Here is a 20,993-nt window from a genome sequence, read left to right as displayed (position 1 = left end):
TCACGCGGGCTCCCCCTGCACGGCGAGCTTCTCGGCGACACGCAGCACGGCGCTGCGCGCGCGCGGGTTGTCCTTTACTTCCTGGGGCGTGGCGCGCAGGGCGCCGCCGAGGTCGCGCAGGTCCGGCGTGAACGGCTGTTCCACCGGCATGCGTCGGTTGCCGGGGGGCGCCTTGGCGTGTCGGTTGATGAACTGCTTGACGATGCGGTCTTCGAGCGAGTGGAAGCTGATCACCGCCAGCCGGCCGCCGGGCTTGAGCACCTTGAGCGCGGCGTCGAGGCCCGCCTCGAGGTCTTCGAGTTCGCGGTTGATGTGGATGCGGATGGCCTGGAAGCTGCGCGTGGCGGGATGGATCTTGCCGTCGCCGCGGCCAAGCACCGAGGCAATGAGGTCGGCCAGCTGGCCGGTGCGCAGCAGCGGCTCGTCGTCGCGGCGGGCGACGATGGTGCGGGCGATCTTGCGGCTGAGTTTTTCCTCGCCGTACTTCCACAGCACGTCGGCGATCTCGCGTTCGTCGGCGCGCGCCAGCCAGTTGGCGGCGCTTTCACCCGAGCCCGGATCCATGCGCATGTCCAGCGGGCCGTCCTTGCCGAAACTGAAACCACGCTCGGCGACGTCGAGCTGCGGGGAGGAAACGCCCAGGTCCAGCATCACGCCGTCCAGGCCGGCCGCGGCTTCGTCCCATTCGGCCATGCCGGCGAAGGAGCCCTGGCGGGCGAGAACCCGCCCGTCCGCGCTGGAAAGCGCGTGCGCGGTGGCGATCGCTTCAGGATCCTTGTCCATCACCAACAGCCGTCCATCCGGTCCCAGCCGGTCGAGCACGCCGCGCGCATGGCCCCCTCGCCCGAACGTGCCATCCAGATACCTGCCATCCCTGCGTACCTGCAGGCCGTCCATGACCTGCGCCCACATCACCGGAAGATGGCTGGGCTGCGTTCCAGGACGCATCCCGGCCATGCCCGTCACAGCCTCAGGTCGAGCATGTCCTCGCTGATCTCGTCTTCACCGATGGTTTGACGGATCTGCGCGAGGTGCGCCTGCTCGCTCCACAATTCGAACTTGCCGCCCATGCCCAGCAGCACGGCCTTCTTCTCCAGGCCCGCCGCGTTGCGGTGGCTGGCCGGCAGCGTCACGCGGCCGCTGCCGTCGGGCTCGACCACGGTGGCGGCGCCGACGAGCTTGAGCTGCAGGTTGCGGTGCACGCGCTTGGCGTTGGGCAGGGCGTTGACCTGGTCGCGGACCTTTTCCCAGGTCGCTTCCGGGTAGAGCCACAGGCAGCCGGCTTCGTAGGGGTTGTAGGTGACCACCAGGCGGTTGCCGCAGGCGCGCGCGACCAGGTCGCGGTAAGCCGTGGGAATGGCCAGCCGCCCCTTGTCATCGATCGTGATCGCCGTTTCGCCCTGGAACATCGCCTCGGATCCACCCTCGCCACTAAAAACCACAAAAAGCCCGGAATTCCCTCAGATGCCCACGTTAGACCTGCCCCTACGGGGTGTCAAGGACAATTGGGAGGGAATTTCGCCAAGCGGATCAACGCCTTGCGCGATACTTGAGAGTCTTGTTTAAGAACCATTCGGCAACTGTTGTTTCACATGGATTTGATCCAAAGTCGTGAAACACGTCGCGGAAAGGACCGGCAGCGGCCAGGGCGGCCGGCCGAAAGCCCCGGGCGGGGCGATTGCGCGGATGGGTGGGGCGAGGAAGTGGCGGAGCCGGCCATTAAGCCGGGTTCTGTCGTGGACAGTCATTCCTCTGGGACCTGCGTCACCGCAGGCCTCAAGCAACCAACCCGGGTGCGGCACGAGCCATGCCATAGCACCCCTATTTGGTCTTGCTCCGGGTGGGGTTTGCCGTGCCCCGGGGCGTTGTCCCCCCGGGCGGTGGGCTCTTACCCCACCGTTTCACCCTTACCACGCACCCTTGCGGGCCGTTCGGCGGTTTGTTTTCTGTTGCACTTTCCGTCGGCTCACGCCGCCCAGGCGTTACCTGGCACCCTGCTCTGTGGAGCCCGGACTTTCCTCGGCGCATTGCTGCGACGCGACTGCCTCGGCCGACTCCGCCGGGGCGGATTCTCGCACAGGCGGGGCATCGCCGTTTCAGCCGCCGGCGGTGGCCGCCGGGCGCTTCATTCGCCGCCGCCGTAGAGCGCCTTGCGCGGCGCGCCGCTCAGGTCGGCCGCGAGCCTGGCGGCCACCGAGGGTTTCAGGTGTTCGGCGAGCTTGGCGTAGATGCGCTGGCCTTCGATGAGCCGCGCCTCGCCGTCGTCTTCGCAGCCACGCACGACCAGCACGAACTCGCCCTTGCGCTGGTTGTCATCGGCGGCCACGCGTTCGGCCAGCTCGCCCAGGGTGTCGCCGAGCACGGTTTCGAAGAGTTTGGTCAGCTCGCGCGCCAGCACCGCCTCGCGTTCGGGTCCGAATATCGCCACCAGGTCGGCCAGGCATTCTTCGATGCGGTGTGAGCTTTCGTAGAACACCAGCGTCCGGGGTTCGCGGGCCAGCGCCGTCAGGCGTTCGCGTCGTCCCGACGCCTTGGCCGGCAGGAAACCTTCGAAGCAGAACCGGTCGCTGGGCAAGCCGGCCACCGACAGCGCCGCGATCGCCGCACAGGGCCCCGGCAGCGGGATCACGCGCAGGCCGGCCGCGCGCACTTCGCGCACCAGCCGGTAACCCGGATCGCTGACCAGCGGCGTGCCGGCGTCGGACACCAGGGCCAGTGAGTCGCCGGCTTTCAGGCGCTCCACCAGTTTCCAGGCGACGTCGGCCTCGTTGTGTTCATGCAGGGCCAGCAATGGCCGTTCGATGCCCAGCGCGCCCAGCAGCTGGCGCGTGTGCCGGGTGTCTTCGGCGCAGATGGCGTCCACCGAGGCCAGCACCTCGCGCGCACGCGCGGTCAGGTCACCCAGGTTTCCGATCGGGGTGGCCACCACATGAAGCGCACCTGCCTGTGTGTTCGTCATTGACCGCGCCCTCCTTGTGCACCGGGTATCATCTTACGCGCCACGAACCCGGACCCCGACCATGCTGCGAACCGCCCCACTTCTGCTGGCCCTCGCCCTGCTCGCCGGCTGCGCCAGCGTCTCGGTGCAGCGCGACCCCGGTGCGCCGGCGCCGGCCGCGCCAACTTCACCCGCATCGCAGCTGGCTGACGAAGGCCGCCACGCCGAAGCCGCGCGCGCCTACGCCGCCCAGGCCGAACAGGCCCGCGGCGACGCCCGCGCCCGCGCCTGGCTGCGCGCCGCCTGGCAGCACCAGCTGGCCGGCCAAGCCGAAGCCGCGCGCGCCGCGTTCGCCAATGCACCGCGCCGCCGCCTCGAGGGCCAGGACGAACTCCTGCACGACCTGCTCAACGCCGGTTTCCGGCTCGAAGCGGGCCAGGCCGAAGCGGCCCTGGCGCTGCTGGGCCAGCGCCGTGAGTCGGTGCCCGATGCGTATGCCGCGCGCTGGCACGCACTGCGTGCCGACGCGCTGCGCCGTCTGGGTCGCGGCTTCGACGCCGCCGGCGACCTGGCCTGGCTGGCCACGCGCCAGCTCGGCGAAAGCCGCGTCGCCACCGTCGGCGAAATCGCCAGCCTGCTTTCGGTTGAATCCGATGCCGCGCTGTCGGCCAAGGCCGCGGCGCTGCCGGTCGGCCATCCGCTCTATGCCTATGCGGGCCGCGCGCTGTCGCAGCGTGGCCTGCCGCTGCCGCGTCCCTACGACCGCAGCGGCAGCACGCCCGGACTCGACGCCCTGCCCCGCGCCGAATTCGACGGCTACCGCCCGCCCGAGCGCCTGGCCGCGCTGCTGCCGCTGACCGGTCCGCTGGCCGCGGCCGGCCAGTCGGTTCGCGACGGCATGCTGGCCGGTTATTACGCGGAATCCCGCCGCCGCCCGGCCCTGCGCTTCTACGATACCGGCGCGCCCGGCGGCCTGCGTGCGGCCCTGGCGAAAGCCACCGGTGACGGCGCCCAGATGCTGGTCGGCCCCTTGTCGCGCGACGCGGTGAACGAACTGTTCGCCTTGCCCGAGCTGTCACTGCCCACCGTCGCACTCAATCGCGGCAGCCATCCGCCGACCCCGGGCAGCGCCAGCTACGCGCTGGCGCCCGAGGACGAAGGCGTGGCGGCCGCCGAACGCCTGCTCCAGCGTGGCCTTCGCCGCGTGCTGGTGGTCAGCCAGGCCGACGAAACCGCCCAGCGCGGCCTGGCGGCTTTCCGCGACCACATGCGCGCACGCGGCGGCGAGATCATCGCCGAAGTCAGCATGCCGGCCGACAACCCCGACATCGTGCCGGCCCTGCAGCAGGCGGTTCAGTCGGCGGGCGGACTGCGCCCCGAAGCGCTGTTCCTGAGCCTCAAGGCCGCCGAAGCGCGGCTGCTGGCCAGCCAGGTCGAACCGGCCGGCCTGGCCGGCGTGCCGAGGGTGGCGACCTCGCTGATCCTGTCGGGCGCCAACCTGCGCATGGACACCGAACTCGACGGCATCGAATACCCGGAGCTGCCCTGGCTGATCGGCCTGCGCGGTGGCTTGCCCGACCCGGACACGGTAGGCAGCACCCTGCCGAGCGCCCAGGGTGGCGGCGCCCGCCTGTTCGCCTTCGGCATGGACGCCTGGAAGCTGGCGGTTTACCTGGACAAGCTGGTGTCCGACCCGGGCGCCCAGGTGCGCGGCGCCACCGGCGAACTCACGCTCGACGCCACCGGCCAGGTCCAGCGCGCGCCGGCCTGGGCCGTGTTCAGCGGCGGCCGCCCGCGTCCCGCGCCCGACGGCGCGCTGTACCAGGACGACGGCGCGTCGGCCTCGGATGCCGGCACGCCCTGAAAAGCGGGCCTCGGGCGACGCTGCGGAAATCGCGGCGTGCCGGCTGCTGGAGGGTGAGGGCCTGCGCACGCTGGCCCGCAACGTCAGCTACCGGTTCGGCGAAATCGACCTGGTGATGCGCGACGGCGAGGCCGTGGTCTTCGTTGAAGTGCGCTACCGCCGCGATGATCGATTCGGCGGCGGCCTGGCCTCGGTCGACCGGCGCAAGTGCCGCCGCATCGTCCTCGCGGCCCGCGCCTGGCTCGCTCGGCAGCCGGAGCTCGCCGACGCGCCCTGCCGCTTCGATATCGTCGCCGCTTCGCCCGCCGGCCTCGACTGGCAGCGTGCGGCATTTACGCTCGACGACCTGTGAAATCCGGCGTTTGCCCTACACTCGCATCATGACCGAGCTGCCTGCCTCGCTGGCCGACGAACTGCGGACCCTGCTGGGACCCGGCGGCCTGTTGCTCGATGCCGCCGAGCGCCTGGTCTACGGCTTCGACAACTCCCGGCGGCAGGGCTTGCCGCTGGCGGTGGCGCTGCCCACCGACGCGGCGCAGGTGCAGGCCATCGTCGGCCTGTGCCGCGACCATCGCTTGCCGGTTGTCGCCCGCGGCCGTGGCACCAATACCACCGGCGCCACCGTGCCCGGCGAGGACGCCCTGGTGGTTTCCTTCGAACGCATGGACAAGCTGCTGGCCATCCGGCCCGGCGACCGGGTGGCGATCGTGCAGCCGGGCCTGCTCAACGGCGACCTGCAGGAAGCGCTGGCGCCGCACGGCCTGTTCTGGCCGCCCGACCCCACCAGCGCCGCCTTCAGCACCATCGGCGGCAACCTGGCCTGCAACGCCGGCGGCCCGCGCGCGGTGAAATACGGCGCAACCCGCGACAACGTGCTGGCGCTCAAGGCCGTCACTGGCACCGGCGCCCTGGTGGAGTTCGGCGCCGCGACGACCAAGGGCGCGAGCGGCTACGACCTGTCGCGCCTGCTCATCGGCTCCGAGGGCACACTGGCGCTGATCGTCGAGGCCACCCTGAAGCTGACGCCGATGGCGACGCATCGACGCGCCCTGCGCGCGCTGTACGCCGACGTGGAATCGGCCGCGGCTGCCGTCGCCCGATTGATGGCGCAGCCGGTCACGCCTTCGATGCTTGAATTCATGGACGGCGATTGCGTGCGCCTGGCCCGCGAGGTCGGCGGCGCCGACCTGCCCGCGGACGCCGGCGCGCTGCTGATGATCGAAGCCGACGGCGACGAGGCCGTGCTGGACGCCGCCGTCGCCGCGCTGACGCGCGCCGCCGACGGCCCCGGCTGCCTGGCGGTGGAAGCCGCACCCGATGAAGCCGCGCGCACCCGCCTCTGGGCCGCGCGCAAGGCGCTCTCGCCGGCGCTGCGCACGCTGGCGCCAGGCAAGATCAATGAAGACGTGGTGGTGCCGGTGTCGCGCATCCCGGCCCTGGTGGCCGCGGTCCGCGAGGCCGCCGCGGCGCAGTCGCTGGCCATCGTGTGTTTCGGCCATGCCGGCAACGGCAACCTGCACGTCAACATCCTCTACGATCCGGCCAGCCCCGATGAATGCGCACGCGCCGCGGCGGCCCTTGAGGCCGTTTTCGACGCGGTCATCGCGCTCGGCGGACTGGTGTCGGGCGAACACGGCATCGGCCTGGTCAAGCGCGAGCTGCTGGCCAGGTCGCTGGACCAGGCGACGCTTTCCTTGATGCGGGCGATCAAGTCACAGTTCGACCCCGCCGGCATCCTCAATCCCGGCAAGGTGCTGCCGGCGCCGGCCGAAGGCCAGGCATGAGCCGGCCGCGCAGCGAGCTCGAGCAGCTGCTTGGCGAGATCCGCGCCTGCCGCATCTGCGAAGCCAGCCTGCCCCTGGGCCCGCGCCCGGTGCTGCGCGCCAGCGACAGCGCCAAGCTGCTGGTGGTCGGCCAGGCGCCCGGCACCCTGGTGCACGGCAGCGGCATTCCCTGGGACGACGCCAGCGGCGTGCGCCTGCGTGGCTGGCTGGGCCTGGACAAGGCGGTGTTCTACGACGAATCGAAGGTCGCGATCGTGCCGATGGGTTTTTGCTACCCGGGCCGCGGGGCCTCCGGCGACCTGCCGCCCCGCCCGGAATGCCGCGCCACCTGGCACCCGCGACTGCTGCCGCTGCTGCCGCAGGTGGAACTGGTGCTGGCGATCGGCCAGTACGCGCAGGCCTTTTTCCTGGCCGAGCATCGCCGCAAGACCCTGACCGACACCGTGCAGGCCTGGCGGGACTATGCGCCGCGCGTATTCCCCCTGCCCCACCCCAGCCCGCGCAATACCGGCTGGTTCAAGCACAACCCCTGGTTCGACGCCGACGTCGTGCCGGCGCTGCGTTCACGCGTTGCGTCGCTGATCGAAAAACAGCCTTAGAAAAACCGCGCCACAAGCTGCAGGACGGCCAGGGCGTAAAGCCCCGCCAGGGCGTCGTCGAACATGGCGCCGAAGCCGCCGTGCAGCTTGCGGTCGGCCCAGCTCACCGGCCAGGGTTTTGCGATGTCGAATATGCGGAACAGCACCAGGCCGGCCAGCATCCACGGCCAGCCGGCCGGCACCGCCAGCAGGGTGATCCAGATGCCGACGTATTCGTCCCAGACCACCAGGCCCGGGTCTTCGATCTTCGTATCGTGGATAACCCAGTGCGCGGCCCACCAGCCAAGCGCGAAACCCGCGACCACCACCGCCAGGTAGGCCGGCAGCGGCAGGTCCTTCATGAAAAACCACCAGGGCAGCAGGGCGGCGACGCTGCCGACAGTGCCCGGCGCCTTGGGCGAAAAGCCGGCGCCGAAACCCGCGGCGATCCAGCCCAGCGGGTGTTTCATCAGGCGCCGGCGCGTACCCTCGGGCAGCTTGCTCATGCGTGGCCACCTTCGAAGTGCTGGTAACCGGTGGCCGGGGGTGACCAGGCGCCGCCCTCGGGCGTGAGCAGGCGCAGGCCCGGTTCGGCTTCGACCTGGCCGACCACGGTGGCCGGCAGCTCGAGCGCGGCCATGGCCTGTTCGATGGCGAGCGCATTGGCAGCAGGCGCGGTGAAACACAGCTCGTAGTCATCGCCGCCGGTGAGCTGGAGCTCCCAGCGGCGGTTTTCTTCGAAGTGGTCGGCCAGGGTGCGCGAACTTGGCAGGCGGCCCAGGTCGAGGCGTGCACCGACGCCGCTGGCGGCCAGCACGTGGCCCAGGTCGGCGGCCAGGCCGTCGCTGAGGTCGACCGCCGCGCTGGCCAGGCCGCGCAGGGCCAGGCCGGCCTGCACGCGCGGCGTCGGGCGGTCCAGGCGATAACGCAGCTTGGCCGACGCCGGCCCGCGCTGGCGCCACTGCGCCAGGCCGCCGGCGGCGTCGCCCAGGGTGCCGGTGACCCAGATGTCCTCGCCCGCGCGCGCACCGCTGCGCAGCAGGGCCTGGCCGGTCGGCACCAGGCCAAGGGCAGTGACCGTGATCGCCAGCGGGCCACGCGTGGTGTCGCCGCCGACCAGGGACACGCCGTGTTCATCGGCCAGTTCCAGGAAACCGTCGAGGAAAGCATCCAGCCAGGCGTCGTCGCCTTCGGGCAGGGTCAGCGCCAGCGTGCACCAGGCCGGCGCCGCGGCCATGGCGGCCAGGTCGCTCAGGTTGACCGCCAGGGTCTTGTAACCCACGTCGGCCGGGCCGGTGCCATCGGGGAAATGCACGCCGGCGACCAGGGTGTCGCAGGTGACGATGAGTTCATGGCCAGCCGGCGCGGCCAGGACGGCGGCGTCGTCGCCGATGCCCCTGACCACGTCGTCGCGCCGCGCCGCGCGGGCGCGGATGCGGTCGATCAGGGCGAATTCGCCCGGCATCAGGACCGGCGCGGCGCCTGGGCCTCGGCCGTGCGCCAGTCGGCGGCGGCATGGTCGAGCACGCCGTTGACGAAGGTGTGGCCATGCTCGGAACCAAAACGCTTCGTGGTTTCGATGGCCTCGTTGATGATCACCCGGTAGGGCACGTCGATGCGATGCCGCAGCTCGTAGGCGGCGATGCGCAGCACCGCGCGTTCGATCGGGTCGACCTGGTCGATCTCGCGGTCGAGGAAAACCGCCAGCGCCTCGTCCAGCGAGGCCAGGTTGGTGTGCACGCCGCGCACCAGGTCCTCGAAGTATTCGACGTCCGCGATCTCCATGTCCTGCTCGTTGCGGAACTGTTCGAGCACCTTGGTGATGGCCGTGTCGGACATCTGCCAGGCGTAGACCGCCTGCAGCGCGCGGCGGCGTGCGCGCGAACGCGCCTGCGGGTCGACGCCGTCGAGTCGGGGATGCTTCATGCCAGTTTTCCAATCAGGTTGGCCATTTCGATCACCACCAGCGCGGCTTCTTCGCCCTTGTTGCCGTGGGCGCCGTCGGCACGTGCCTCGGCGTGGGCGTAGTCGTCGACCGCCAGCACGCCATTGGCCACCGGTACGCCGGTGTCCAGGGACACCCTCATCAGGCCGCGCGCGCATTCGTCGGCGACCTGTTCGAAATGGCGGGTATCGCCGCGCACCACGCAGCCCAGCACGACCACGCCGGCGTAACCCTGGCGGTCGAGCGCGTTGGCGGTAGCCACGGGGAGTTCCCAGGCGCCGGGGACGCGGATGACGTCCACGGCGTCGGCGGTGACGCCGTTGCCCTCGAAGGCCCGGCGCGCACCGTCGACCAGCGCATCGGTGATGCGCGGGTTCCAGCGGCTGGCGATGATCGCGAAACGGGCCGCGGCGGGGCTGCGGACGTCGCCTTCGAAGTGGGTCATGGGGACCGGGACGGGATGTGGGACGCCAGTTTACCCGTTCAGGGCGAGACGTATTCGATCACTTCAAGGCCGTAGCCGGCCAGGCCGACCTGGCGGCGCGGGGTGCCAAGCACGCGCAGCTTGCCCAGGCCCAGGTCGTGCAGGATCTGGGCGCCGGCGCCGTTGCGGCGCCATTCGCGCGCGCGCGGGGCATCGGGGCTGGTGGCTTCGGTGATGCGGGCCAGCAGGTCGTCGGGCGACAGCGGTTCGGACAGCACCACCACCACGCCCTCGCCCGCCGCCGCCACGGCGGCCAGCGCGTCGCCGGTGGCGACGCCAAAATCGGCGCGCTGCCAGTGCAGGGCGTCCGACAGCGGGTTCTTGACGTGCACCCGCACCAGGGTGGGCGTATCGGCGCGCGGTTGGCCCAGGACAAGGGCGAAATGCAGGTCGCGGCTGAGCCGGTCGCGATAGGTCACCAGGCGGAAGTCGCCGTGCGCGGTGGGGATGTCGCGCTCGTCCACGCGTTCGACCGTGTGTTCGGTTTCCAGGCGGTAGCGGATCAGGTCCTCGATCGAGCCGATCTTCAGGCCGTGTTCGGCGGCGAACTTCTCGAGCTCGGGGCGGCGCGCCATCGAACCGTCGGGATGGAGTATCTCCACCAGCACGCCGGCGGGCTCGAGGCCGGCCAGCAGGGCCAGGTCGCTGGCGGCCTCAGTGTGGCCGCTGCGCGTGAGCACGCCGCCGGGCTGGGCCATCAGCGGGAAGATGTGGCCGGGCTGGGTCAGGTCGTCGGCGGCGGCATCGGGGCGCACGGCGGTGCGGATGGTGTGCGCGCGGTCGTAGGCGCTGATGCCGGTGGTGACGCCTTCGGCGGCTTCGATGCTGACGGTGAAGTTGGTCTGGTAGGGCGAGTTGTTGTCGCGCACCATCGGGCCCAGGCCCAGCTGCCGGCAGCGTTCGCGGGTGAGCGAGAGGCAGACCAGGCCCCGGGCATGGGTGACCATGAAGTTGATGTCGGCCGGCTTCACCAGCTCGGCGGCCATGATCAGGTCGCCTTCGTTCTCGCGGTCCTCGTCGTCCACCACCACGACCATGCGGCCCTGGCGGATTTCTTCGAGCAGTTCGGGGACGGGGGCGAAACTCATGCGGATTCCTCGCGGGCGGCCAGCAGCCGCTCGACGTAGCGGGCGACGGTGTCGACCTCGAGATTGACGGCGTCGCCGGCGGCGGTTTCGCCGAAGGCGGTGTGGGCGACGGTGTGCGGCACCAGGTTCACTTCGAAGCCGGTGGCGTCGACGGCGTTGACGGTGAGGCTGGTGCCGTCGACGGCGATCGAGCCCTTCACCGCGACGTAGCGCAGCACCGAGGCCGGCGCGGCGAAGCGCCAGCGCTGGCTGCGGCCGTCGTCCCAGATCTTTTCGACGCGGCCGACGGCATCCACGTGGCCCGAGACCAGGTGCCCGCCCAGGCGGTCGGTGGGCAGAAGCGATCGCTCCAGGTTCACCGCCGCGCCGACCGGCAGCGAGCCGAGCGTCGTCAGGGCCAGGGACTCGTTGGAGACATCGGCGTCCCAGCCCTCGGCACCGAAGGCCACGACGGTCAGGCAGCAACCATTGACGGCAATCGACTCGCCCAGGGCCACGTCATCGTGCGCCATCGCGCCCCAGCCGAACCGCAGGCGCTGGTCGCCGCCGCGCGGCTCGCGGGCCAGCAGGCGGCCAACCGATTGGATCAGTCCCGTGAACATCCCAGCACCCAGAAAGCCGGCTTTCGCCGGAAGCCCGCCATTGTACGCGGGCCGACCGGGACGGGCTTCACCGGCCAGTGGAACGAACCGTCCTCTCCGACCGCAGCTGCCTATGACGCCAGCAGCAGCCTCAGGTCGGGGCCGACCTGGCGGGTTTCGAGCAGGCGCAGGCCGATGCGGTCGGCCATTGACGCCGGTGTCACGCCGGCGAGCAGGGGACGGCCGCGGTCGCCCAGCAGCACCGGCGCGACGTAGAGAAGGAGCTCATCGACCAGCCCGGCGGCCACCAGGGCGCCGGACAGCGTGGCTCCGGCCTCGACCTGCAGTTCGTTGACACCGCGCTGGGCCAGCTGCGACAGCACCGCGTTCAGATCCAGACCCGCGCCCGCGCGGCGCACCGCGAAGGCGTCCACGTCATCGCCGTAGTCGGGCACCACGTCGTCGCCATGCACGGCCAGGGTCGGCGCGGCACCGTCGGTGAGTAGGGCCGTGGTGGCCGGCAGGCGGCCGCGTTCGTCCAGCACCACGCGCAGTGGCGGCACGAAGGCCTCGTCGCCGGTCAGGCGTACCGTCAGCCGCGGGTCGTCGGCAAGCACGGTACCGATGCCGGTCATGATGGCGCCCGAGCGCGCACGCCAGCGCATCACGTCGGCGCGCGACGCTTCGGAAGTGATCCATTTCGAAACGCCGTCTTCCAGCGCCGTGCGTCCGTCCAGGCTCATGCCCAGCTTCACCCGCACCCAGGGCCGGCCACGTTCGATGCGCGAGATGAAGCCGCGGTTCTGGTGGCGCGCCGCGGCTTCCATGAGCCCGTGCTCGACCGTGATGCCGGCGGCGGCGAGCTTGGCAAACCCCTGCCCGGCCACCTGGTAGAACGGATCGCGGCAGGCCGCCACCACCCGGGTAACGCCCGCCGCCACCAGCGCGTCGGCACAGGGCGGCGTGCGGCCGTGGTGGGCGCAGGGTTCGAGCGTGACATAAGCCGTGGTGCCCGAAGCCCGGCCACCGGCGGCGCGCAGCGCCATGACTTCGGCATGTGGTTCGCCTGCGCGTTCATGCCAGCCTTCGCCGAGCACCCGGCCGCCGTCGGCGATGACGCAGCCGACCACCGGATTGGGTTTGGTGGTGAAACAGCCGCGCTCGGCCAGCTGCAGGGCGCGCGCCATGTGGGCGTGGTCGTGGGCGGAAAACGGGGTCATGCCGGGACGATGTCCATCAGGTGTACGGGCTGGCCACGCAGCGTCGCCGCGCCTTGGTCGCGCCAGCCCAGCGCGGCGTAGAAGCCGACGTGTTCCGGGGTGAACAGCCACAGCCTGGGCACCCGCTCCCGCGCCGCCAGCGCCACGCAGGCGCGCACCAGCGCCGCCCCGATGCCGCGACCCCGCGCCGGCTCCAGCACGAACAGGCTGGCCAGCCAGGCCTCGCCGACGCCCCTGAATTCCGGGGCGTCTTCATCCACCAGGCTCACCGAGCCCACCGGCGCATCGTCCTGCATCGCCACCAGCGTGGTCGGCCGGCCGCGCCGGCTTGCATGGTCCTCGAGTTCGGCGGTGGCCAAGGCCAGGTTCCAGTCGGCCGGGTCGTAGAAGTGGCCCCAGTGCCCGACGTGCCAGGCCGCCAGCCGTGCCGCCTGCCCCGGGCAATCGGCCAAGGGCCGTATCTCGAGCCGGCTCATTTCCCGGCGGGCCGCAACTGACCCCGGTTCATTTTTTGGCCTTGTCCGCCGCGGCGTCGAGCAAGGGCAGCTGCAGGCCCTCGAGGCCGGGCAGGTCGCGTTCGAGCCGCTCGATTTCCTCGCGGAAAGCTTGCACGTCCTCGAACTTGCGGTACACCGACGCGAAGCGCACGTAGGCCACCTGGTCGAGCTTCTTGAGCTCGGCCATCACGAACTCGCCGACACGCAGCGAAGGCAGCTCGCGTTCGCCGGTGAGGCGAAGCGCGTGGATGACGCCGCGCACCGCGACGTCGATGTCTTCGGCCGACACCGGGCGTTTTTGCAGCGCCCGGTCGAAGCTGATCCGCAGCTTGCGTTCGTCGAAGGCCTCCCGGCGGCCGTCGCTCTTGACGATGGCCGGCAGCTTCAGCTCGGCGTTCTCGAAGGTATTGAAACGCTCCCCGCAGGCCTCGCACTCGCGCCGGCGGCGGATGGTGCTGCCGTCGTCGGACACGCGCGAATCGATCACGCGGGTGTCGGTGTGCTGGCAGAAGGGACAGAACATCCGGAGCCTGTCAGCCGTAGACCGGGAAAGCGTGGCACTGCTTGGTCACGTTCTCGCGCACGCCACGGATGACGTTTTCGTCCGTCGGCGCGTCGAGCACGTCGCAGATCCAGTTCGCCAGCGCCACGCACTCCGGCTCCTTGTAGCCGCGGGTGGTGACCGCCGGCGTGCCGATGCGCAGGCCCGATGTGACGAAGGGCGAACGCGGGTCGCCGGGCACGGCGTTCTTGTTGACCGTGATGTGGGCAGCGCCGAGCGCGGCCTCCGCATCCTTGCCGGTGACGTCGCGGCCGATCAGGTCGATCAGCATCAGGTGGTTCTCGGTGCCGCCGGAAACGATCTTGTAACCACGCGCCATCATCGCCTTGGCCATGGCCTGGGCGTTTTTGACGACCTGCTTCTGGTAGTCGGTGAAACCCGGCTCCAGCGCCTCCTTGAAGGCCACCGCCTTGGCGGCGATCACGTGCATCAGCGGGCCACCCTGGGTGCCCGGGAACACCAGCGACTGGAACTTCTTCTCCAGCGCCTCGTTGGCCCGGGCCAGGATGATGCCGCCGCGCGGGCCGCGCAGGGTCTTGTGCGTGGTCGAGGTCACCACGTCGGCGAACGGCAGCGGGTTCGGGTACACGCCCGCCGCCACCAGGCCGGCCACGTGCGCCATGTCCACGAACAGATACGCGCCGACCGACTTGGCGATCTCCGCCATGCGCGCCCAGTCCACCACCTGCGAGTAGGCGCTGAAGCCCGCCACCACCATCTTCGGCTGGTGTTCGGTGGCCAGGCGCTGGACCTCGTCGTAGTCGATCAGGCCCTGCTCGTTGACGCCGTACTGCACGGCGTTGAAAAGCTTGCCGCTGAAATTGACCTTGGCGCCGTGGGTCAGGTGGCCGCCGTGCGCCAGCGACATGCCCAGGATCGTGTCGCCCGGCTGCAGCAGCGCCAGGTACACCGCGGCATTGGCCTGCGAACCCGAATGCGGCTGCACGTTGGCGTAGTGGGCGCCGAAGAGCTGCTTGACGCGTTCGATCGCCAGCTTCTCGGCGATGTCCACGAATTCGCAGCCACCGTAATAGCGCTTGCCCGGGTAACCCTCGGCGTACTTGTTGGTCAGCACGGTGCCCTGGGCCTCGAGCACGCGCGGGCTGGCGTAGTTCTCCGAGGCGATCAGCTCGACGTGGTCTTCCTGGCGCCGGGCCTCCTGGGCGATGGCCCGGGCCAGTTCATCGTCATAACCGGCAATCTGCATGTCCTTGGCAAACATCGGGGGCGCGCTTCCTTGATTAGGCTGCAATGCCGAAATTGTAGCCTTCTTGTCTTTGGGCTGCCCGCCGCCCCCTCAGCCCTTGCCCAGCGTGTGCCAGTCCACCCTGCGCGTCAGCGCCATCACCGTCGCCAGGGCCGCGAACAGCGCCCCGCTGCCCACCAGCAGGGCGTGGTCTTCCGAGCGCAGCAACAGGTAGAGCAGGCCGTACAGTCCGGCCAGGCCCAGGCCGAAGCCCAGCCCCCGGCCCCGCCCGCCCAGCACCCCGGCCAGGTAGAAGCCCAGCAGGCCGCTGCAGGCCAGGGCCGCCGTGGCGTAGGCCGGCCCGAAGCCGACGTGCTCGGACAGCGACAGCAGCAGCAGGTAGAACATGGCCATCGCCAGCCCCGCCAGCCCGTACTGGACAAAATGCACCGGCCGCGCGGCCAGGGCCTCGACCAGGAACACCGCGCCGAACACCAGGCCCAGGAACAGCAGGGCGTATTTGATCGCCCGGTCGGTCATCAGGTAGCGATCCACCGGCTCCACCAGCCGCAGGCCGAAGGCTCCTTCGAACACGCCCTTGCACTGCCCGTCGCCCGGCGCGCACGCCGCCAGGGCCTGCGACACCCGGCTCGACAGCCGCGATACCGCCCAGCGGGCGCTGAAACCCGCCTCGCCGACCTCGCGCTGGTCCGGCAGGTGGTGGCCCTCGAAACCCGGGTGCGGCCAGTCGCCGGCCAGGCTGACGCTGGTTTCGCCCCCCACCGGCACCCAGGCCAGGGATCCCGTGCCGGCCAGGTCCAGGTTCACCAGGAAGCCCAGCTCATCGTCCAGGGCCGCCAGCGGTACCGCCGCATGCAGGCCCTCGCCCAGCCAGGCCACGCGCGAGCCCGGCTCGACCGGGACCGGTTTGCCCGCCAGCTCAAGGCTGATCCGCCGCACGCCCCGGTTGTCGCCCAGGCCGAGCACCAGCCAGGCACGCCTGGGCTGCAGCTCGCCGGCATCCACCGGCGGCGGCACGTGCCGGAACCGGCCCTGGAGGGTCTGGCTGGCATGGAAGACCGGCACGCTGAACAGGCTGCGTCCGCGGCGCTCGCTGCGCAGGCTGCCGTCCACGGCGAGCCGCTCGGGCGCGACCAGGTAGTGGAAGGGCTGCACGGTCTCTTCGGTTTCCTGGCTCATGTGGCCGCCGCGGTTCACCACCCGTCGGTGCTCGACGCGGTGTTCGGCCTCCACCAGCAGCAGCGGGCCCACCAGGGCCTGCTCGCCGGCCGTGGCCCGGGCGATCTCCGCCGCCACCTCCCGCCCGCGCTGCTGGCGTTCGGACACCAGTCCACTGAGCATCATCAGCGGCACCAGCAGCAGCAACAGCAGCAGCCCGACCAGGGCCAGTTTCCATCCAATGCGCATGGCGCGATCCCCGTTCACCGCCGCCAAATGCGGCCAGGGACATGGAAACAGCCGGATCTGGCGGTACAACGGCAGCGAAATGGCAAAACGCGGGCGGTTCAGGCCGGGCACCGTTTCAGCGATAATGGCCGCCCCTCCGATTGACGGACCGGCTGCGCCCCCTGGCGCGGCCCCACCCCCGCCCGGCCCCGCGCTACCTGCGCGCCGGCGCGCTTGAACCGGGAAACACCATGTCGCAATACATCTACACCATGATCGGCGTCAGCAAGACCGTGCCGCCGAAGAAGCAGATCATCAAGGACATCTCACTGTCCTTCTTCCCGGGTGCCAAGATCGGCCTGCTGGGCCTGAACGGCTCGGGCAAGACCACGGTGCTGCGCATCATGGCCGGCGTGGACACCGATTTCACCGGCGAGGCGCGCCCGCAGCCGGGCATCAAGATCGGCTACCTGGAGCAGGAGCCCAAGCTCAACCCCGAACACACCGTGCGCGAAGCCGTGGAAGAAGGCGTGGGCGACATCCTGCAGGCCCAGCAGCGCCTGGACGAGGTCTACGCGGCCTATGCCGAGGAAGACGCCGATTTCGACAAGCTGGCCAAGGAACAGGAGCGCCTGGAAGCGATCCTGGCCTCGGGCGACGCCCATACCCTGGAACAACAGCTGGAGGTCGCCGCCGACGCCCTGCGCATCCCGGCCTGGGACGCCATCGTGGGCCCGCTGTCGGGCGGCGAGAAGCGCCGCGTGGCGCTGTGCCGCCTGCTGCTGTCCAAGCCCGACATGCTGCTGCTCGACGAACCCACCAACCACCTCGACGCCGAGTCGGTGGAGTGGCTGGAACAGTTCCTGGCCCGCTACCCGGGCACCGTGGTGGCGGTCACCCATGACCGCTACTTCCTGGACAACGCCGCCGAGTGGATCCTCGAACTCGACCGCGGCCGCGGCATTCCCTGGAAGGGCAACTACAGCGAATGGCTGCAGCAGAAGTCCGACCGACTCAAGCAGGAAGAGTCCCAGGAAAAGGCCCGCCAGAAGGCGCTGCAGCGCGAACTCGAGTGGTCGCGCCAGAACGCCAAGGGCGGCCGCAGCAAGGGCAAGGCCCGTCTGCAGCGCCTCGAGGACCTGCAGTCTGTCGAGTACCAGAAGCGCAACGAAACCAACGAGATCTTCATCCCGCCGGGCGAGCGCCTGGGCAACAACGTCATCGAGTTCAAGAACGTGTCGAAGAGCTACGGCGACCGGCTGCTGTTCGAGGACCTGAACTTCACGGTGCCGGGCGGCGCGATCATCGGCATCATCGGCCCCAACGGCGCCGGCAAGTCGACGCTGTTCCGCATGCTTACCGGCCGGGAAAAGCCGGACACGGGCGAGATCAACATCGGCCCGACGGTGAAGCTGGCCTACGTGGACCAGTCGCGCGATTCACTCGATGCCGACAAGAACGTGTGGCAGGCGGTGTCGGGTGGCTCGGACATCCTCAACATCAACGGCGTCGAGATCCAGTCACGCGCCTACATCGGCCGCTTCAACTTCAAGGGCCAGGACCAGCAGAAGCTGGTGGGCACGCTGTCGGGCGGTGAACGTGGCCGCCTGCACATGGCAGCCACCCTGCTGCAGGGCGGCAACGTGCTGCTGCTCGACGAACCGTCCAACGACCTGGACATCGAAACCCTGCGTGCGCTCGAAGACGCGCTGCTGGAATTCCCGGGCTGCGCGCTGGTCATCTCGCATGACCGCTGGTTCCTGGACCGCATCGCGACGCACATCCTGGCCTTCGAGGGCGACTCGCACGTGGAGTTCTACCAGGGCAACTACCGCGAATACGAAGAAGACAAGAAGCGCCGCCTCGGCGAAGACGCCGCCGGCCCGCACCGCCTGCGCTTCAAGGCTTTGAAGTAAGCTATTCCTCCCACCACCGGCGCGCGGACAGAGCCGCGCGCCAGTACGGAGAATCGCGATGGGCGTATACGGCAGGGCCTTGCCCGCGGAACGTGGCGACGCTTTTTATCTCCTGGTCGGCATTTACGTCGCAGCGCTTGGCCTGATTGGCTTTGCCCGGAACTTCTACCTGCTGCCATTCGGTTCGACCCCGCTTGCCGGGAGCGCACCGATCTACCCTGGCGTCGTGCTCCACGCCCTGGTGTTCACGCTGTGGCTGGCGCTGGCGGTCTACCAGCCCTGGCAGATCCGCGCGGGGCGCATTCGCGACCATCGCCGGGTCGGCCTGTGGACCGCCTGGCTGGCACTGGCGCTGGTCGTCACGGGAATCTATGTCGGAGGCGTGCAGGCCACGCGTTGGCTTGCAGATGGAAAGGACGCCGGGTTGTTCGCGCTGCCGCTGGTGATCATGCTCGGCTTTGCCCTGGCGATCGGGCTGGCGATCCGGTTTCGCAACCGGCCGGACTGGCACAAACGATGGATCATCGTTGCCCACGCACAGTTGCTCGAGCCGGCGAGTGCCCGCGCCTTGTCAACGTTTGAGCTTCCGGTTTTCCCGGCCATCCTGCTCCTCATCAGCCTGCCGCTGCTCGCGGGCATCTTCAAGGATGCACTTTTCGAACGCCGCTGGCCCTGGATCTACCTGCTTGGGCTGTTGCTGGTGCAAGGCAGTGGCTTCTTGCGCCACGCACTCGCGCGGGCTCCGGGCTGGAACGAATTCACGAATCGGGCCTTTTCCCTGTTCGTCGGCTAGCAGTAGAACGTTCCCACGTGCGCACAAGCCTCGCCGAATGAAGAAGGCCCGCTTGCGCGGGCCTTCTGTGCAACCGGTTGCCGTGTCGACTCAGTACGTGACGATGACGGTGGCCGTGCAGCTGGTGGTGCCGGCATTGCACACCTGGTAGCTCGCCGAGGTGGCGCCCAGGTTCTCGCTGAAGCCGCCGGAATTGCTGGTCGTGGTGATCTTGCCGCCGTTGCGGAAGATGTCCACCGTCGAGCCACCGCCGCTCCAGGACAGGCTGTAGTTGTAGTTCTTGCCGCGCTTGTTCACCGAACCGCTGAGGTTCTCCGGCGCGCCCGCCGGCGGCGGCGGCTCGTTGCCACCACCACAGCCGCTCGCGGTCAGGTAGTCGCTGGCCGCCTTGGCCTTGACGATGCCGTAGCCGAAGTAAGCGTCCGGACCCGCCGCACCGCCGTCCTCGGCCGTGGCCTTGAGGGCGTCGCGGATTTGCGTGCCGGTGCAGGTCGGATGGTTCGACCACACCAGGGCCGCGACGCCGGACACGCCCGGGGTGGCCATCGAGGTGCCGCTCATGTAGCCGTAGTCGCCGGCGCCAATGCTGACCGCGGCGGAAGACGAACCGACCAGCGCGCTGCGGTCTTCAAGCGCGGCGCCAACCGCCGGGATCGAGGTGGTGTTGGCGGTGCCGAGCGTTCCGTACAGCATGCCCGCTTCGTTGTTGATGATGATTGCGCCGATGCCGCCGGAGTTCTGGCAGTTCTTCACCTTGTCGTGGAAGGAGATCACGCCGCGATCGATGACGCAGACCCTTCCGGCCGCGCCGGCGGCCGTCGACTCGGCCGTACCCATGAAGAAGGTGGCACCGGACGCGGAACCGACGTTCTCCATGGCGGACGACGCAAAACCGCTGCCGTCGGCTTCGAGCGTGGAAAGCGTGGCGCCACCGGCCGGATAGGTGGACAGCGTGTCCACGCCGCCGGCGGTCGCTTCCACGCAGTAGCCGTCGTGGGTCTCGGTGGTCGCATTTTTGCCGCGACCGTTCGTGACCGTGCAGGACGGGAACTGCGAGAAGTCGGCGATCTGGTTGTTGGCGTCGTTGGCGCCGATCATCATCACCGACTTGTAGCCGGCCGGATAGGAACGCACGCTGTTGCCGTCGTTGCCCGCCGCGGCGATGACGAGGCCGCCATTGGCAGTGAACTGGTCGAATGCGTTCTGCTCGGTGCTGTTGGCGCCACCGCCGCCCAGGCTCATAGAGATGATCTTCGCGCCGGCCTGCGAGCACTTCGAGGCCGCATTGGCCAGGTCGGAGGAGTAGCCCCAGCCCGCCTCGTTGAAGACCTTGACGATATGCAGCGGGTTGCCCGGCGCCATGCCGACCACGCCGAAGCCGTTGTCGAGCGCGGCGATGGTGCCGGCGACGTGGGTGCCGTGCGGGCCGCCGTCCTGGAACCAGTTGCCGGTGCCGCTGTCGTTGCTGCCGGTGATGTTGCTGTCCGAGAAGTCCATGTTCGGACCGCCCGTCTCGCCCTGGCCCGAATAGGCCAGGCCGGAATCGATGACGCAGACCGTCTTGGCGCTGGCCAGGTTCAGCGCGACCTGGTTGGCCTGCGACTGGTAGATCGCATAGGGGGTCAGCTGGGTGGTCGTCGGGTTACCTGCGTCGTCGTTGTACAGCGCCATCAGGTAACGCGGGTGGTCCTGCTCGATGTATTCGATGTTCGGGTTGTTCCGCAGGCCATTGAGGGCAGCCGCGGGAACCGAGACGGCCATCGCGTTCATGCCCGAGATCTGCAGCTTGACGCTGCCGCCGGCAGCGCGCACGGCGTTTTCGGCATTGCCGCGGGCGCCATCCTGGAATTTGATGATGTAGCGGTCTGCGTCCGGCTGGGAAGCCAGGGCCGCGCCCGAGAACGCCAGAGCGACAGCAGTGCAGAGCAGATTACGGGTCAGCTTGTTCACGAAAATCCTCCACCGGAAAAAAGGGGCGCGGCGGTGACAGAACTGTGCTGCCCGTCGCAAAGTAACCGGACGCTAACAGGATTTATTCGTCATTCATATAGGTCGCGTCGCGTTCATCTTCCCGTCAGGCGAGGTCGCTCCCGAAACGGCGTCAGATGGGCCTGGGAGCCTGCCGGTTGGCCTTAACAAAAACTTTACGA

The 20,993-nt window shown here is 69.6% G+C and carries 21 protein-coding genes and 1 other RNA gene; 6 read left to right on the top strand and 16 right to left on the bottom strand.

Annotation, left to right across the window (positions count from 1 at the left end; translation table 11 throughout):
- The 4 genes from rsmH to rsmI all read right to left on the bottom strand — a co-directional run bounded on the left by rsmH (position 1) and on the right by rsmI (position 2,959).
- Positions 1–957: a 16S rRNA (cytosine(1402)-N(4))-methyltransferase RsmH gene (rsmH, locus tag ACYVJH_RS12595; RefSeq protein WP_460455000.1), complete on the bottom strand. Its 957-nt coding sequence runs from the start codon at positions 955–957 to the stop codon at positions 1–3.
- Between the two features lie 5 nt (positions 958–962).
- Positions 963–1,409, bottom strand: coding sequence for a division/cell wall cluster transcriptional repressor MraZ (gene mraZ, locus ACYVJH_RS12590; RefSeq protein ID WP_460454999.1), 447 nt, complete (start codon positions 1,407–1,409; stop codon positions 963–965).
- A 295-nt stretch (positions 1,410–1,704) separates the two neighbouring features.
- Positions 1,705–2,058, bottom strand: an RNA gene (gene rnpB / locus ACYVJH_RS12585) — RNase P RNA component class A.
- A 67-nt stretch (positions 2,059–2,125) separates the two neighbouring features.
- Complete coding sequence (rsmI, locus tag ACYVJH_RS12580) at positions 2,126–2,959, bottom strand: 16S rRNA (cytidine(1402)-2'-O)-methyltransferase (RefSeq protein WP_460454998.1); 834 nt, start codon at positions 2,957–2,959, stop codon at positions 2,126–2,128.
- 61 nt (positions 2,960–3,020) lie between these two features.
- Here rsmI and ACYVJH_RS12575 point away from each other — a divergent pair, with 61 nt between their 5' ends.
- The 4 genes from ACYVJH_RS12575 to ACYVJH_RS12560 are packed head-to-tail and all read left to right on the top strand — an operon-like array spanning position 3,021 to position 7,185.
- On the top strand, positions 3,021–4,802 hold the full coding sequence (locus ACYVJH_RS12575; RefSeq protein ID WP_460454997.1) for a penicillin-binding protein activator: 1,782 nt from the start codon (positions 3,021–3,023) through the stop codon (positions 4,800–4,802).
- Positions 4,786–5,154, top strand: a complete 369-nt coding sequence (locus ACYVJH_RS12570; RefSeq protein ID WP_460454996.1) for a YraN family protein — start codon at positions 4,786–4,788, stop codon at positions 5,152–5,154. The genes ACYVJH_RS12575 and ACYVJH_RS12570 overlap by 17 nt, the downstream gene beginning before the upstream one ends.
- Positions 5,155–5,182: 28 nt before the next feature.
- Positions 5,183–6,586 carry an FAD-binding oxidoreductase gene (locus tag ACYVJH_RS12565; RefSeq protein WP_460454995.1) on the top strand — a complete coding sequence of 468 codons (1,404 nt, stop codon included), beginning with the start codon at positions 5,183–5,185 and terminating at the stop codon, positions 6,584–6,586.
- Complete coding sequence (locus ACYVJH_RS12560) at positions 6,583–7,185, top strand: uracil-DNA glycosylase family protein (RefSeq protein ID WP_460454994.1); 603 nt, start codon at positions 6,583–6,585, stop codon at positions 7,183–7,185. The genes ACYVJH_RS12565 and ACYVJH_RS12560 overlap by 4 nt, the downstream gene beginning before the upstream one ends.
- Here the strand turns inward: ACYVJH_RS12560 and ACYVJH_RS12555 are convergent.
- The 11 genes from ACYVJH_RS12555 to creD all read right to left on the bottom strand — a co-directional run bounded on the left by ACYVJH_RS12555 (position 7,182) and on the right by creD (position 16,155).
- Positions 7,182–7,670, bottom strand: a complete 489-nt coding sequence (locus ACYVJH_RS12555) for a phosphatidylglycerophosphatase A family protein (RefSeq protein ID WP_460454993.1) — start codon at positions 7,668–7,670, stop codon at positions 7,182–7,184. The genes ACYVJH_RS12560 and ACYVJH_RS12555 overlap by 4 nt on opposite strands.
- Entirely contained in the window at positions 7,667–8,629 is a 963-nt protein-coding gene (thiL, locus tag ACYVJH_RS12550) for a thiamine-phosphate kinase (protein WP_460454992.1), read from the bottom strand. The genes ACYVJH_RS12555 and thiL overlap by 4 nt, the downstream gene beginning before the upstream one ends.
- Positions 8,629–9,090, bottom strand: a complete 462-nt coding sequence (nusB, locus tag ACYVJH_RS12545) for a transcription antitermination factor NusB (protein ID WP_460454991.1) — start codon at positions 9,088–9,090, stop codon at positions 8,629–8,631. Before nusB ends, thiL begins: the two co-directional genes overlap by 1 nt.
- On the bottom strand, positions 9,087–9,554 hold the full coding sequence (gene ribH / locus ACYVJH_RS12540) for a 6,7-dimethyl-8-ribityllumazine synthase (protein ID WP_460454990.1): 468 nt from the start codon (positions 9,552–9,554) through the stop codon (positions 9,087–9,089). Before ribH ends, nusB begins: the two co-directional genes overlap by 4 nt.
- A gap of 38 nt (positions 9,555–9,592) precedes the next feature.
- Positions 9,593–10,681 carry a 3,4-dihydroxy-2-butanone-4-phosphate synthase gene (gene ribB, locus ACYVJH_RS12535; protein ID WP_460454989.1) on the bottom strand — a complete coding sequence of 363 codons (1,089 nt, stop codon included), beginning with the start codon at positions 10,679–10,681 and terminating at the stop codon, positions 9,593–9,595.
- Positions 10,678–11,283, bottom strand: a complete 606-nt coding sequence (locus ACYVJH_RS12530) for a riboflavin synthase (RefSeq protein ID WP_460454988.1) — start codon at positions 11,281–11,283, stop codon at positions 10,678–10,680. The genes ribB and ACYVJH_RS12530 overlap by 4 nt, the downstream gene beginning before the upstream one ends.
- Positions 11,284–11,393: 110 nt before the next feature.
- Complete coding sequence (ribD, locus tag ACYVJH_RS12525; RefSeq protein WP_460454987.1) at positions 11,394–12,482, bottom strand: bifunctional diaminohydroxyphosphoribosylaminopyrimidine deaminase/5-amino-6-(5-phosphoribosylamino)uracil reductase RibD; 1,089 nt, start codon at positions 12,480–12,482, stop codon at positions 11,394–11,396.
- Positions 12,479–12,934, bottom strand: coding sequence for a GNAT family N-acetyltransferase (locus tag ACYVJH_RS12520; protein ID WP_460454986.1), 456 nt, complete (start codon positions 12,932–12,934; stop codon positions 12,479–12,481). Before ACYVJH_RS12520 ends, ribD begins: the two co-directional genes overlap by 4 nt.
- Positions 12,935–12,986: 52 nt before the next feature.
- Entirely contained in the window at positions 12,987–13,502 is a 516-nt protein-coding gene (gene nrdR / locus ACYVJH_RS12515; protein WP_460454985.1) for a transcriptional regulator NrdR, read from the bottom strand.
- A 10-nt stretch (positions 13,503–13,512) separates the two neighbouring features.
- Positions 13,513–14,763, bottom strand: coding sequence for a serine hydroxymethyltransferase (gene glyA / locus ACYVJH_RS12510; RefSeq protein ID WP_460454984.1), 1,251 nt, complete (start codon positions 14,761–14,763; stop codon positions 13,513–13,515).
- A gap of 75 nt (positions 14,764–14,838) precedes the next feature.
- Positions 14,839–16,155 carry a cell envelope integrity protein CreD gene (gene creD / locus ACYVJH_RS12505; protein ID WP_460454983.1) on the bottom strand — a complete coding sequence of 439 codons (1,317 nt, stop codon included), beginning with the start codon at positions 16,153–16,155 and terminating at the stop codon, positions 14,839–14,841.
- Between the two features lie 230 nt (positions 16,156–16,385).
- Here creD and ettA point away from each other — a divergent pair, with 230 nt between their 5' ends.
- Both ettA and ACYVJH_RS12495 read left to right on the top strand, forming a co-directional pair.
- Positions 16,386–18,050: an energy-dependent translational throttle protein EttA gene (gene ettA / locus ACYVJH_RS12500; protein ID WP_460454982.1), complete on the top strand. Its 1,665-nt coding sequence runs from the start codon at positions 16,386–16,388 to the stop codon at positions 18,048–18,050.
- Positions 18,051–18,108: 58 nt separating this feature from the next.
- Positions 18,109–18,843 (top strand): hypothetical protein, encoded by a 735-nt coding sequence (locus ACYVJH_RS12495; RefSeq protein WP_460454981.1) that lies wholly within the window; start codon positions 18,109–18,111, stop codon positions 18,841–18,843.
- A gap of 90 nt (positions 18,844–18,933) precedes the next feature.
- Here the strand turns inward: ACYVJH_RS12495 and ACYVJH_RS12490 are convergent, their stop codons facing one another.
- A complete protein-coding gene (locus ACYVJH_RS12490; RefSeq protein ID WP_460454980.1) occupies positions 18,934–20,793 on the bottom strand; it encodes a S8 family serine peptidase in 1,860 nt (619 codons plus the stop codon).
- Positions 20,794–20,993: the final 200 nt, after the last annotated feature.

This window comes from Arenimonas aestuarii (genome assembly GCF_054781715.1).
This window is presented reverse-complemented; position numbering and strand designations above follow the sequence as displayed.